The organism is Marilutibacter maris (genome assembly GCF_006546735.2).
GTDB classification, from domain to species: domain Bacteria; phylum Pseudomonadota; class Gammaproteobacteria; order Xanthomonadales; family Xanthomonadaceae; genus Marilutibacter; species Marilutibacter maris.
Genome location: NZ_VICD02000259.1, coordinates 1 through 11,813 on the forward strand (window position 1 = coordinate 1; position 11,813 = coordinate 11,813).

Genomic DNA, 11,813 nt, shown 5'->3' on the forward strand with positions numbered 1-11,813 from the left:
TGCGGGTGTACGCGTTCGCGCCCGACAACGCGGCGCTGCTGGAGGACCTGGGTGTCTGGGCCGCGGTGGCCTCGGCACGGCTGCAGCCGTACCGGGCGATGCGGGTCTGGGACGCCGGCGGCGGCGATCCGATCGTGTTCGAGGCCGATGCCTTTGCGCGCACCGAGCTGGGCTGGATCGTCGAGCATGGCCTGCTGGTCGACCGGCTGTGGTCGGCGCTGCCGGCGGCGGGGGTCGAACTGCACTGCCCGGACCGGGTTTCCGGCCTGGAACAGGACGAGGACAGCGCGACGGTGCTGCTGGAGTCCGGACTGCGTCTGCGCGCGCGACTGGTGCTGGCGGCGGACGGCGGCGACTCGCAACTGCGGGCGATGGCCGGCATCGACACCGTCACCCGCGACCGCGGCCAGAGCGGCCTGGTCGCCTTCATCGATCATGCCAACCCGCACCAGGCGACCTGCTGGCAGCGGTTCCTGCCGACCGGGCCGCTGGCCTTCCTGCCGTTCGCCGGCAGCGATGGCGGCGAAGGGCGGCGCAGCTCGATCGTCTGGACCCTGCCCGAGGCCGAGGCGCTGCGTCTGCGCGACTGCGACGAGGCGAGCTTCCTGGTCGAACTCGATCGCGCCTTCGACGGTCCGCTGGGGCCGATGCGGGCGGTGTCGAAGCGGGTCGCGTTTCCACTCAAGCGGCAGTTGGCCGAGTCCGTCGTCGCCGGCCGGGTCGCCCTGATCGGCGACGCCGCCCACGTGGTCCATCCGTTGGCGGGGCAGGGGGTGAACCTGGGCCTGCGCGATGTCGCCGCGCTGAGGGCGACCCTGCGCGAGGCGGCCGCCGGTGGTGGCGACATCGCCGCGCCGTCGCGGCTGACGCGCTGGGCGCGCACGCGCAGGAGCGAGAACACGGTCGCCGCGCACGCCTTCGACGGTCTCAACCGGCTGTTCTCCAACGATGCCCTGGTGCCGACCCTGCTGCGCGGCCCGCTGATGGGCCTGGTCGGCAAAATGCCGCCGCTGACCCATGCGTTCTGGCGACGCGCGGCCGGGCTGTAGGGCGACGGGGCGGTCGCCGCTCAGCGCGGCCTTGCGAACACGGTGATCTCTTCGCGGTCGTGGTAGAGCTGGCGGGCGCGGATCGTCAGCGGCCTGCCGGCCTGGGCTTCGAGCAGGTCCAGGCACAGCCGGGTCTCGTCCCAGCGCTTCTTCATCGGCAGCTTGAGGTTGAAGATCGTCTGCCGGCACCAGCCCTCGCGCAGCCAGGCCGCCATCCGTTCGGCGACCCGTCGCGGCTGCTCGACCATGTCGCAGACCATCCAGTCCAGCGGCTGGGCCGGTTGCCAGCGGAAGCCATCGGCGCGCAGGTGTTCGAGCCGGCCGGTCTCGAACAGGTGCGGTCGCAGTGGCCCGTTGTCGATCGCGGTCATGTGCAGGCCGTGGCCAAGCATCACCCAGGTCCAGCCACCGGGCGCGGCACCCAGGTCGGCGCCGGTCAGACCGTCGCGCAGCAACGCGGCGCGTTCGTCGCGGTCGAGCAGGACGAGCAATGCCTCCTCCAGCTTCAGCGCCGAGCGGCTGGGCGCCTGTGCATGCATGCGCAGGCGCGGGATGCCCTGCGGCCACGGCGCGCTGTCGCCGGGATGGCTGCGACCGAGCAACAGATGATCGCCGTCCAGCAGCACCACGTGCAGACGCGGCAGTCGCGGCTGTTCGCGGGCGCTGAGCCAGCCGGCCTTGCGCAGGGCCGGCCGCAAGGCGTTGCCGAAGCTGCGGGCGAGTCCGGACAGCGGGCGGCCGGCATCGGAGTCCGGGTGCTCGACCCACAGCTCGCCGAATGCCGCACCGTCGCGGTCGTGGCTGCAGATCGTGTCGAGCGTGGCCAGGACCGGGCCGATCCGGTCGCGCGGATCGATGCCGCGCAGTTCGGCCAGGCGCAGCAGCTTCTGGCGGGCGAAGATCAGCGCCGCGAACGGCAGTTGCCGGGCCAGTTGCGCGGCGTCGTCGCAGAGGTATTCGACAAAGCCGCTGCCGCGCTGGGTCCGCGGGTAGCCGGCATGGCCCAGCGCGGCGGCGCGCTCGGCCAGCTCGGCGGCCAGTTCGGGTTCGAAGCCCGGCCGGCAGTGGCAGAACAGGGCGTCGCCGCTCACGCGCGGCTCCCGTCATTGGCGCGAGGGTCGAGGGTCATGGGATCAGTAACGCGGACCGCCGCGTTCGCCGTAGTCGCGCAGCACCTCGCGCGCGGCATCGCGCTGCAGGTCGCGGACCACGGCGATGCCGCGACGCTCCAGCTCGCCGACCCAGTCGGCCGGCAGCGGGCCCTCGTCGAACTCGGTCAGCGACTCCACGTCCTCGGCGCGCGCGCCGATCAGCAGCCGGTCGACGCCGGCCCACACGGTCGCGCCGTAGCACTGGCAGCACGGTTGCGACGAGGTGGCCAGGGTGATCGGTCCGCACGGACGGTCGTCGGCGTCGCGGTTCAGGCGCAGGCGCTGGGTGCGCTGCTGGGCCAGCATGTAGGCCATGTTCTCGGCGTGCGCCAGCGAGCAGCTGTGCGGCACCACCCGGTTCACGCCGATCGCGATGATGCGGTCGTCGGGCCCGAACACCACCGCGCCGAACGGTCCACCGGTGTCGGCCTCGACGTTGCGCCGCGACAGTTCGACCGCGAGCGCGACCTTGTCGGCGTCGTCGGTGTAGGCACGGGCGGTGTCGACCGTCTCGTGCACCCACGCCGGCAGGGTCAGGTGGACCTGGGCATACAGCATCTTTCAAACTCCTTGTTGAACGGTGTCCTTACTGGATCGCGGGCAGGGCGGCGCTCTGCGCCTGGCAGCTGCCTTCGACGCACTGGCAGCCCTCGATGGCCGGAAAACCGCAGACGCTCATCATTCCCGATTCGGCGCAGGCGGCCTTGACCCCTTCCGGGTCGGTCGGGCTGTTCACGTTGACGCAGGCCGGGTAGTAGCCGCAGCAGTTGCCGACGTTCTTGACCGTGCAGTCGGCGTCGGTCTTGCAGCTCTTGTCGATGCGGACAGCGCCGGTCGGGCCGGCGTCCGGCGTCCGGGCGCGATCGTCGGTGGACTGCGGCGGCTCGGCGGCGACCGCCGAACCGGTGGTCGACGGCGCGACGCAGGCGCCGAGCAACAGCACGGCGGCGAGCAGGGCGATGAGTGCGGGGGCGGACGGGCGGACCCGGCCGCGGGCGATGAGCGTGTCGAACATGCGAACCTCCTTGGACGGTGCCTGCCAGGCACGGTGGCGACAGTGCGGCCGAACGCGCGAGGCGGCCGGCCGAGGCAGGGTAGGGCAAGCACCCTGCACGCGGCCACAACCGCGATGCGGGCGCCCGCCGCGGATCGCTCAGGCCTTGCCGGCCCAGGTGTCGCGCAGGGTCACGGCGCGGTTGAACACCGGCTTCTCGGGCGAGTGGTCGTAACGGTCGGCGACGAAGTAGCCGCTGCGCTCGAACTGGAACGCCTGCTCCGGCGCCGCGACCGCGGCGGCCGGCTCGACATAGCCGGTCACGACCCGCCGCGAGCCCGGGTTGAGGTGGTCCTGATAGGTCCTGACCATGCCGTTCTCGTCCGGGGTGTCGTCGTCGGGGTCGGCCACGTCGAACAGACGGTCGTACAGGCGCACCTCGGCCGCGACCGCGTGGGCGGCGCTGACCCAGTGGATGGTGCCCTTGATCTTGCGGTTGGCGCCCTCCATGCCCGGACGCGACTCGGGGTCGAGGCTGCCGCGCAGTTCGACGATCTCGCCGGCGTCGTTCTTCACCACCTCGTCGCAGCGGACGATGCCGGCGCCGCGCAGGCGCACCTCGCCCCCCGGAACCAGGCGCTTGAAGCCCTTCGGCGGCACCTCGGCGAAGTCCTCGCGTTCGATCCACAGCGCATTGGAGAACGGCATCCGGCGGCTGCCGAAGCTCTCGTCCTTGGGGTGGTTGGGGAAGCTCAGCGATTCCTCGTGGCCTTCCGGCAGGTTGGTGATCGTCAGCTTCAGCGGCTCGATCACCGCCATCCGTCGCGGCGCGATCGCGTCCAGGTCCTCGCGCAGGCAGCCTTCCAGCACCGAGTAGTCGATCAGCGAGTTCTGCTTGCTGATGCCCAGCCGCTCGGCGAACAGACGCAGCGACGCAGGCGTGTAGCCGCGGCGGCGGATGCCCTGCAGGGTCGGCATGCGCGGGTCGTCCCAGCCGTCGACCAGTCCGGCCTGCACCAGCGCCATCAGCTTGCGCTTGCTCATCACCGTGTAATTGATGTTCGCGCGCGAGAACTCGATCTGGCGGGGCTTGGCCGCCTCCAGCGGCAGGCCCTTGTCGGTCAGCGGCTTCAGCAGCGCGGGGTCGCCGGCGAGGTCGACCTTCTCCACGCACCAGTCGTACAGCGGGCGGTGGTCCTCGAACTCCAGCGTGCACAACGAGTGGGTGATGCCCTCGACCGCGTCGCCCAGCGAGTGGGCATAGTCGTACATCGGGTAGATGCACCAGCCGGCGCCGGCGATCGGGTGCGGCACGTGCTTGATCCGGTACAGCGCGGGATCGCGCAGGTTCATGTTGCCGCTGGCCATGTCGATCTTCGCCCGCAAGGTGCGGGCGCCGTCCGGGAACTCGCCGGCGCGCATGCGGCGGAACAGGTCGAGGTTCTCCTCGACGCCGCGGTCGCGGTATGGCGAGTCGCGGCCGGGCTCGGTCAGGGTGCCGCGGTACTCGCGCACCTGCTCGGCGCTCAGATCGCAGACGAAGGCGTCGCCCTGGTGGATCAGCTTCTCGGCGGCGAGGTAGTAGATCTCGAAGTAGTCCGAGGAGTGCCGCAGCGCATTCCATTCGAAGCCCAGCCAGCGCACGTCCTCCTGGATCGCGCGCACGTACTCGGGGTCTTCCTTCACCGGGTTGGTGTCGTCGAAGCGCAGGTTGCAGGTGCCGCCGAACTCGCGGGCAATGCCGAAGTCCAGGCAGATCGCCTTGGCATGGCCGATATGCAGATAGCCGTTGGGCTCGGGCGGGAAGCGGGTACGGATCGCCTCGTGCCGGCCGCTGGCGAGGTCGTCGCGGACGATCTGCCTGATGAAATCCTTCTTCTCGGCGGCAGGCGCCTGCGCCGCCGTATCTCCGGCGGCGGTGGAGGGGGCAGGGCGTTCGGGGGTTGCGGACATGCGGCACGGTGTCGACGGGGGTGGAACCGTGCAGTTTAGCGGTTCGGGATCGCGGAAACCTCCACCGGCGCCTACCACGGCGGCGTTGGCAACGCTTCCTTGACGCCGGGGCCTTGACGGCAGGCGTATGCTCACAGGCAGGCCACCGAAGAAGGTCCCGCCGATGAAGGTCGTCTACGAAGCCGACACCCTGATCGATGCCCACCTGGTCAAGCACGCGCTGGAGGACGCCGGGATTCCGGTGTTCCTGCGCGGCGAGGCCCTGGTCGGCGGCATGGGCGAGCTACCGCTGTTCGGCGTGGTCGCGGTCTGCGTGCCCGACAGCGCCTGGCCCGAGGCCAGCGAACTGGTCGCCGGCCTGCCGCTGTCCGAACCGCCGCCGGCCGCGCAGGAAGACGACGACGGCATCGGCGCCGGCGACTGGGTCCCGGCCTGAGCCGGCGGACCGCCCCCTACATGGAACCCCCGCGATGCCCCCTGCCGACGATGCAGACCGTCCCGCATCCACCCCGGTAGCGGCACCGGTCGACGAACTGGACGTCGACGCGTTGCGCGCCCGGATCCTCGACGTTCCCAACTTCCCGTCCGCGGGCGTGCTGTTCCGCGACGTGACCCCGATGCTGGCCGACGCCGAGGCGTTCGGTCGCTGCATCGATGCGCTGGCGGCGCCGTGGCAGGACGCCGGGGTCGAGGCGGTATGCGGGATCGAGTCGCGCGGCTTCATCTTCGGCGCGGCGCTGGCGCGGCGGCTGGAAGTGGGCTTCGTGCCGCTGCGCAAGCCCGGCAAGCTGCCGCCGCCGCTGGTCGAGGTCGAGTACGCGCTGGAATACGGCCGCGATCGCCTGCAGGCCCGGAGCGGCATCCTCGACGGTGGGCTGCGGACCCTGATCGTCGACGACGTGCTCGCCACCGGCGGCACCCTCGCGGCCGCGCACGAACTGGTCACCCGGCTCGGCGGCTTGACCGTCGGTGCCGGGGTGGTGATCGAGCTGTCCGCCCTCGGCGGCCGTGCGCGCTGGCCGCGCGAGCTGCCGTTGCGCGCGCTGCTGGATTATTGATCGACGGGAGTATCCCCGTAGAGGCGGCTTCGTACCGTAGGAGCGGCGTAGGCCGCGATGAAGCTTTCACGGGAATGCCCGATCGCGGCTCACGCCGCTGCTGCGTGTCCCCATGCACCGACCCTGGAGTTCCGACATGCTCGGTATAGGAGCTTTCAAACAACGCCTGCCCGCGCCCGGCGACGCACTGCCCGGACGCCCGACCGCGCTGCCGCTGCGCAATGCCCACCACGTGCATGGCCGGCCGCTGCGCGACGCCTTCGCCGGCATGGCCCGCCTGCAGTTCGGGATGGGCTGCTTCTGGGGCGCCGAACGGATGTTCTGGTCGATCCCTGGTGTGTTCTCCACCGCGGTCGGCTATTCCGGCGGCTATACGCCGAACCCGACCTACCGCGAGGTCTGCAGCGGCATGACCGGTCATGCCGAGACCGTGCTGGTGGTCTACGCGCCGTCCGAGGTCTCGGTCGAGGCCCTGTTGAAGGCGTTCTGGGAGGGGCACGACCCGACCCAGGGCATGCGCCAGGGCAACGACGTCGGCAGCCAGTACCGCTCGGTGATCTTCTGCGAGGACGAAGTCCAGTACGCGGCGGCGACCGCCAGTCGCGATGCGTTCCAGCAGCGGCTCGGCGCGGCCGGGCTGGGCGCGATCACCACCGAGATCGGCTGTCCGGCGCCACCGTTCTACTATGCCGAGGACGAGCATCAGCAGTATCTGTCCAAGCATCCGGACGGCTACTGCGGACTCGGCGGCACCGGCGTCAGTTGTCCGATCGGTACCGGTGCCTAGGGCCGGTGGAAACCATCGACAGTGGCCGCGCCGGGATTGCCGCCATCGTCACGCGGTTCCGGCCAAACTCGGCCCCGATGCGGGTCCGGCGGCTGCGATGAAAGGCCGCACCGCATCGCCGTCCTGTTGGAGCTCCCCTTGAAGATCGCCCCCACTGCCGTGTCGACCCTGCCGCGCGTCCCGCTCGCGCGCGCCATCCAGGCGATGCCCGCGTTGGGCATTGTCGTCCTGCTTGCCGCCTGTCAGCCGCCGTCGCCCACCGATCGCGGCGCCGTCGCGACCGATGTCGCGGTGCCCATGCAGGCGCCGCCGCAACGGCCCGCCCACGGGCCGTCGTTCGACTGCCGCGAGGTGGTCGGAGAGGACGAGCGGTTGATCTGCGGCGACCCCGGACTCGCCGCGCTCGACCGGCGCCTCGATGCCGCCTACCGCGAGGCGCTGGAGGCGGCCGGCGACGGACGCGACACCCTGAAGGCGACCCAGATCGGATGGCTCAAGGGCCGCGGCGACTGCTGGAAGGCCGAGGACAAGGTCAACTGCGTGCGCGAGGCCTATCTGACCCGCCTGGTCGACCTCCAGATCAACAGCGGCGCGGTCGTGGTGCCGACCCCGGTCGAGTACCGCTGCGACGACGACGGCAAGCCGTTCACGGCGACCTTCTACAACGACCTCGATCCGCGCGCGGCGGTGCTGACCTGGGGCAACGACCAGGCGATCGTGTTCGCCCGGCCCGCCGCCAGCGGCACCCGTTACGGGCGCGAGGGCCTGGACTTCCGCGAGCACCAGGGCGAGGTGCGGGTCGATTTCCACGGCAACGCCCTGGTCTGCAGGCCGGCCGACTGAGCGAGTCTGCGCCGGCCCGGGCCTCGCGCGTTCAGGCGTCGCCGTTGGCGAGCGCGTCGGCGGCCAACCGCAAAGCGTAGTCGCGCAGGTCGCGCGGCCAGTTTCCGGTGTGACGGGCGAAGCCGGCCCCGTCGCCGGCGAACAGCGCGCGGTTGGCTTCCTCGTAGCCGGGCAGGTCGCCGGCCAGAGTGGTCATGAAGCGATAGGCCGCCTCCTGGCTGCGGCGCCTGCCGTCGCGGTCGGCATTGGCGTGGCGGGCGCTTTCGACCAGCCGGCGCAGCGCGGCGGAGGCGCCGCCCGGCTGTTCGGCGAGCCATTCCCAGTGCCTTGGCAGCAGGGTGACCTCGCGTGCGACCACGCCGAGCTTCGGCCGTCCGCGCGGACGCGGCGTGTCGGCCGTTTCGTCGGCCCGGCCGCGTGGCGGGATGCCGATCCTGCGCAGGGCCTCGCGGCGGTTGCCGGGCGCGGCCGGCGGTGACGCCGACGCTGGAGTCGCGGCCAGCCGTTGCCGGATCTCGTCGGCACTGCCGCGCAGGTCGAGGTCGACCACCCGTCCGCTGTCGTCGGCGAATACCAGTACCGGGTCATGGCCGTCGTCGCCGTGGGCGGCAGCCGCGCAGGCGACCTCGTCCAGCGGCCCGTGGGCCAGGAGCGTCTGGCCGGCGAAGGCGGTGTAGCGGGAGGGTGAGGCGTTCATGGGCGGGTCCGTAGGGGGGTTGTGGTCGGGGATTTTGCCCGGGTAAATTGCAGGATGTCAATATTATCCGGGTAATAAAATTGCGCTTGACTGTGGATTTTATTTCGATAATTCTGGAAATATGGAAACATTAGATGCCCTGAGCGCACTGCGCGCGCTCGGTCACGAGAATCGGCTGGCGGCTTTCCGCGCCCTGGTCCAGGCCGGTCTGCAAGGGCTGGCGGTCGGCGAGCTGCGCGAGCGGCTGGGGCTGCCGGCGGCGACCCTCAGCGCACATCTCAACGTGCTGCGCGCGGCCGGTCTGGTGCAGGACGCGCGCGAGGGACGGGTGATCCGGGTCAGCGCCGACTACGCGCGCATGAACGCATTGCTCGCCTACCTGACCGAAAACTGCTGTGCCGGCGCCGGCGAATGCGCGCCGGCTTCCAATGTCTGTTCGCCCCCATCCCGAGGAGATCGTGCATGAACCGGTTCCACGTGCATCTGAACGTCGCCGACCTGTCGGCCAGCATCCGTTTCTACACCGCCTTGTTCGCCAGCGAACCGGCCGTGCTCAAGGACGACTACGCGAAGTGGATGCTGGAGGATCCGAGAGTGAACTTCGCGATCTCCAGCCGCGATCGCGCGTCGGGCGTCGATCACCTCGGTTTCCAGGTCGAGTCGGAGTCGATGCTGGCCGCGATCGGCGAGCGCCTGGACGCGGCCGGTGTCGCCAGCCAGCCGGAGACCGGCGCGATCTGCTGCTATGCGCGTTCGGACAAGGTCTGGGTCGAGGACCCGCAGGGCGTGAAGTGGGAGAGTTTCCGCACCCTCGGCGAGGCGACGACCTACAACGGCAGTGCGCGCGCCTGCGCCACCGACGGCAGCAGCTGCTCGCCGGACATGCCGGCCGAACGGCGCGCGGTCGAGCCGCCGGCCAGTTGCTGCGCGCCCGATTCCAACTGCTGCTGAGACCATCGCCATGACCGGCTCCCGTGCCCGCGTTCTGTTCGTCTGTGTCGAAAATTCCAACCGCAGCCAGATGGCCGAGGCCTTCGCCCACATCCACGGCGGCGAGACCGTCGAAGCGCTCAGCGCGGGTTCGGCGCCGTCTGGGCGGATCAACCCGAAGGCGGTGCGCTTCATGGCCGAGCTCGGCTACGACCTGTCCGGCCATGCATCCAAGTCGCTGGAGCAGATCGGCGGCGAGTTCGACGCGGTGATCACGATGGGATGCGGCGACAACTGTCCGTGGGTGCCGGCGAAGCGGCGCGAGGACTGGGGCCTGCCCGACCCGCGCGACATGGACGACGACGGCTATCGCGCGGTGCGCGACGAGATCGGCGAGCGGGTGCGGGCGCTGCTGGAGTCCTTGCGGTGAGCGCAGCGGGACCTGCGCGTCGACCGCTGGGCGGGCGCCTGCTGGCCGAGTTCATCGGCACCGCGCTGCTGCTGGCGACCGTGGTCGGCTCCGGAATCATGGGCGTGAACCTGGCCGCGGGCAACGACGCGCTGGCCCTGTTGGCCAATGCGATGGCCACCGCCGGCGTCCTGTACGTGCTGATCGTGCTGTTCGGGCCGCTGTCGGGGGCGCACTTCAATCCGGCGGTGACGGTGGCGATGCGGGTGCGTGGTGAGCTCGACAATCGCGAGGCCGGCGCCTATGTACTGGTCCAGGTGGCCGGGGCGGTCGTCGGGGTGATACTCGCCCACGCGATGTTCGACCAGGCCCTGCTGCAGCCGGGCGTGCGCGTGCGCAGCGGCGCCTCGCAGTGGCTGAGCGAGGCGATCGCGACCTTCGGTCTGCTGTTGACGATCCTGCTCGGCCTGCGCCATCGCCCGGCGGCGGTGCCGGTGCTGGTCGCGGCCTGGATCTTCGCCGCGTACTGGTTCACCGCCAGTACCTCGTTCGCCAATCCGGCGGTCACCATCGCGCGCGCGCTGACCCGCAGCTTCGCCGGCATCCGTCCCGACGACGTCGCCGGATTCGTCGCCGCCCAGTTGGCCGGCGCCGTCGTCGCATTGTGGGTGGCGCGTTGGCTGCCGTCGCCGCGGCCGCGGGGCGATCGGGTATCTGAGGGGGTATCTGCGGGCGGCGGCGATACGGTCGCTGACGACGCCGCGGTCTCCTGATCGGCAGCAGTCTCGATCATCGATAGAATCCGGCAGGTATTCGCGCACCGCTGGACAGGCCGCATGAAGGGCAACACCAAGACCCGCAACACCCTTCTCTGGCTGACGCTCGCCGCGACCGTGGCGGCACTGGCGGCGACCTTCCTGATCGGGCGGACGCCGCCGTTGCCGGCGTTCGAGGAAGCCGGGCCGCCACCGACACGGCTGGGCTGGCGGGGGCGGGTCGGGCTGGTGGCCGGCGACGGCGTCGGCGGCGCCACCGACGGTCCGGCCGCACGATCCCGCTTCGCCGACCCCTGGGGGCTGGCGCTGTGGGAGCCGCCGGTGCGTGCGCAGACGGACGACGCGCAGGAAGCGGGCGCCGTCGCCGTGGCCGACGAAGCCCGGCTGTACGCGACCGACGCCGGCGACAACAACCGCATCCGGGTGATCCATGCCGACGGTCGGGTGACGACCCTGGCCGGTGGCGGCGAGGGTTTCGTCGACGGTCCGGCGGCGGTCGCCCGCTTTCACACCCCGTCCGGCCTGGCGCTGGACCTGGCCGGCAACCTCTACGTCGCCGACACCGGCAACCACGCGATCCGCAAGGTCACCCCTCGGGGCGTGGTCAGCACCCTGGCGGGCACCGGTACGCCCGGTTTCCGCGACGGGCCGGGTGCGCAGGCACAGTTCAACGGCCCGATCGGGATCGCGGTCGATGTCGGCGGTCGCGTCCATGTCGCCGACACCTACAACGACCGCATCCGCATCATCGAGCCCGACGGCCGTGTCCATACCCTGGCCGGCGACGGCCTGCCCGGCGATCGCGACGGTGCCGGCGTCCAGGCCCGCTTCGATACTCCGACCGGACTGGCGGTAAACGCGCGCGGCGACGTATGGGTCGCCGATGCCGGCAATCGCAGCATCCGTCACGTGTCGTCGCGCGGCGAGGTCGCCACCGTGCTGCGCGATGCGCCGACCACGCCGATCGGCCTGGCCCGCAGTCACGATGGCGTGCTCTACGCCGCCGGCATCTGGCCGGCGATGGTGTTGCAGGTCGCCGGAGGCGGCCGCCATCACGACATCGGCGCGGCCATCGATGGCCGCTTCTCGCGCCCGGCCGGCATCGCGCTCGACGCCGGTGGCCGGCTCTACCTCAGCGATGCCGGTGCCCATCGCCTTCACCGCAT

General features: G+C 71.1%; 15 protein-coding genes. 10 read left to right on the plus strand and 5 right to left on the minus strand.

Annotated elements, in window-relative coordinates; all coding sequences use genetic code 11:
• Window positions 1-1,049, plus strand: a 1,049-nt coding sequence (locus FKV24_RS15055) for an FAD-dependent monooxygenase (RefSeq protein ID WP_141482971.1), incomplete at its 5' end; no start/stop codon positions are given.
• A 20-nt stretch (window positions 1,050-1,069) separates the two neighbouring features.
• Here FKV24_RS15055 and rlmM read toward each other — a convergent pair.
• The 4 genes from rlmM to FKV24_RS15075 all read right to left on the minus strand — a co-directional run bounded on the left by rlmM (window position 1,070) and on the right by FKV24_RS15075 (window position 5,147).
• Complete coding sequence (rlmM, locus tag FKV24_RS15060; protein WP_141482972.1) at window positions 1,070-2,140, minus strand: 23S rRNA (cytidine(2498)-2'-O)-methyltransferase RlmM; 1,071 nt, start codon at window positions 2,138-2,140, stop codon at window positions 1,070-1,072.
• Window positions 2,141-2,182: 42 nt separating this feature from the next.
• Window positions 2,183-2,758: a nucleoside deaminase gene (locus tag FKV24_RS15065; protein ID WP_141482973.1), complete on the minus strand. Its 576-nt coding sequence runs from the start codon at window positions 2,756-2,758 to the stop codon at window positions 2,183-2,185.
• A gap of 28 nt (window positions 2,759-2,786) precedes the next feature.
• Window positions 2,787-3,215 (minus strand): hypothetical protein, encoded by a 429-nt coding sequence (locus FKV24_RS15070; protein WP_223250135.1) that lies wholly within the window; start codon window positions 3,213-3,215, stop codon window positions 2,787-2,789.
• A gap of 138 nt (window positions 3,216-3,353) precedes the next feature.
• Entirely contained in the window at window positions 3,354-5,147 is a 1,794-nt protein-coding gene (locus FKV24_RS15075) for a glutamine--tRNA ligase/YqeY domain fusion protein (protein ID WP_141482974.1), read from the minus strand.
• A 163-nt stretch (window positions 5,148-5,310) separates the two neighbouring features.
• Between FKV24_RS15075 and FKV24_RS15080 the strand changes: the two genes are divergently transcribed.
• From FKV24_RS15080 to FKV24_RS15095, 4 genes are all read left to right on the plus strand, one after another.
• Window positions 5,311-5,583, plus strand: a complete 273-nt coding sequence (locus FKV24_RS15080; protein ID WP_111267166.1) for a putative signal transducing protein — start codon at window positions 5,311-5,313, stop codon at window positions 5,581-5,583.
• A gap of 34 nt (window positions 5,584-5,617) precedes the next feature.
• Window positions 5,618-6,205 (plus strand): adenine phosphoribosyltransferase, encoded by a 588-nt coding sequence (locus FKV24_RS15085; protein WP_141482975.1) that lies wholly within the window; start codon window positions 5,618-5,620, stop codon window positions 6,203-6,205.
• A gap of 136 nt (window positions 6,206-6,341) precedes the next feature.
• Window positions 6,342-6,992, plus strand: a complete 651-nt coding sequence (gene msrA, locus FKV24_RS15090) for a peptide-methionine (S)-S-oxide reductase MsrA (protein ID WP_141482976.1) — start codon at window positions 6,342-6,344, stop codon at window positions 6,990-6,992.
• Window positions 6,993-7,130: 138 nt separating this feature from the next.
• A complete protein-coding gene (locus FKV24_RS15095; protein WP_141482977.1) occupies window positions 7,131-7,835 on the plus strand; it encodes an MliC family protein in 705 nt (234 codons plus the stop codon).
• 31 nt (window positions 7,836-7,866) lie between these two features.
• On the opposite strand, the gene FKV24_RS15100 is transcribed toward FKV24_RS15095, so the two are convergent.
• Window positions 7,867-8,532 (minus strand): DUF2239 family protein, encoded by a 666-nt coding sequence (locus FKV24_RS15100; RefSeq protein WP_111267162.1) that lies wholly within the window; start codon window positions 8,530-8,532, stop codon window positions 7,867-7,869.
• 121 nt (window positions 8,533-8,653) lie between these two features.
• On the opposite strand from FKV24_RS15100, the gene FKV24_RS15105 reads away from it, so the two are divergent.
• The 5 genes from FKV24_RS15105 to FKV24_RS15125 all read left to right on the plus strand — a co-directional run.
• Window positions 8,654-8,998, plus strand: a complete 345-nt coding sequence (locus FKV24_RS15105; RefSeq protein WP_111267161.1) for an ArsR/SmtB family transcription factor — start codon at window positions 8,654-8,656, stop codon at window positions 8,996-8,998.
• Complete coding sequence (locus FKV24_RS15110; RefSeq protein ID WP_141482978.1) at window positions 8,995-9,483, plus strand: ArsI/CadI family heavy metal resistance metalloenzyme; 489 nt, start codon at window positions 8,995-8,997, stop codon at window positions 9,481-9,483. Before FKV24_RS15105 ends, FKV24_RS15110 begins: the two co-directional genes overlap by 4 nt.
• A 10-nt stretch (window positions 9,484-9,493) precedes the next feature.
• Window positions 9,494-9,892, plus strand: coding sequence for an arsenate reductase ArsC (locus FKV24_RS19620; protein WP_111267159.1), 399 nt, complete (start codon window positions 9,494-9,496; stop codon window positions 9,890-9,892).
• Window positions 9,889-10,644: an aquaporin gene (locus tag FKV24_RS15120; RefSeq protein ID WP_223250134.1), complete on the plus strand. Its 756-nt coding sequence runs from the start codon at window positions 9,889-9,891 to the stop codon at window positions 10,642-10,644. Before FKV24_RS19620 ends, FKV24_RS15120 begins: the two co-directional genes overlap by 4 nt.
• A gap of 63 nt (window positions 10,645-10,707) precedes the next feature.
• A partial coding sequence (locus FKV24_RS15125; RefSeq protein ID WP_484502560.1) for an NHL repeat-containing protein occupies window positions 10,708-11,813 on the plus strand: 1,106 nt, incomplete at its 3' end.

Excerpts from the sequence above, each read along its gene's own strand:
- FKV24_RS15065 (WP_141482973.1), bottom strand. The coding sequence starts at position 2,758 with ATGCTGTATGCCCAGGTCCACCTGACCCTGCCGGCGTGGGTGCACGAG.
- FKV24_RS15070 (WP_223250135.1), bottom strand. The coding sequence starts at position 3,215 with ATGTTCGACACGCTCATCGCCCGCGGCCGGGTCCGCCCGTCCGCCCCC.
- FKV24_RS15075 (WP_141482974.1), bottom strand. The coding sequence starts at position 5,147 with ATGTCCGCAACCCCCGAACGCCCTGCCCCCTCCACCGCCGCCGGAGAT.
- FKV24_RS15080 (WP_111267166.1), top strand. The coding sequence starts at position 5,311 with ATGAAGGTCGTCTACGAAGCCGACACCCTGATCGATGCCCACCTGGTC.
- FKV24_RS15085 (WP_141482975.1), top strand. The coding sequence starts at position 5,618 with ATGCCCCCTGCCGACGATGCAGACCGTCCCGCATCCACCCCGGTAGCG.
- msrA (WP_141482976.1), top strand. The coding sequence starts at position 6,342 with ATGCTCGGTATAGGAGCTTTCAAACAACGCCTGCCCGCGCCCGGCGAC.
- FKV24_RS15100 (WP_111267162.1), bottom strand. The coding sequence starts at position 8,532 with ATGAACGCCTCACCCTCCCGCTACACCGCCTTCGCCGGCCAGACGCTC.
- FKV24_RS15105 (WP_111267161.1), top strand. The coding sequence starts at position 8,654 with ATGGAAACATTAGATGCCCTGAGCGCACTGCGCGCGCTCGGTCACGAG.
- FKV24_RS15110 (WP_141482978.1), top strand. The coding sequence starts at position 8,995 with ATGAACCGGTTCCACGTGCATCTGAACGTCGCCGACCTGTCGGCCAGC.
- FKV24_RS19620 (WP_111267159.1), top strand. The coding sequence starts at position 9,494 with ATGACCGGCTCCCGTGCCCGCGTTCTGTTCGTCTGTGTCGAAAATTCC.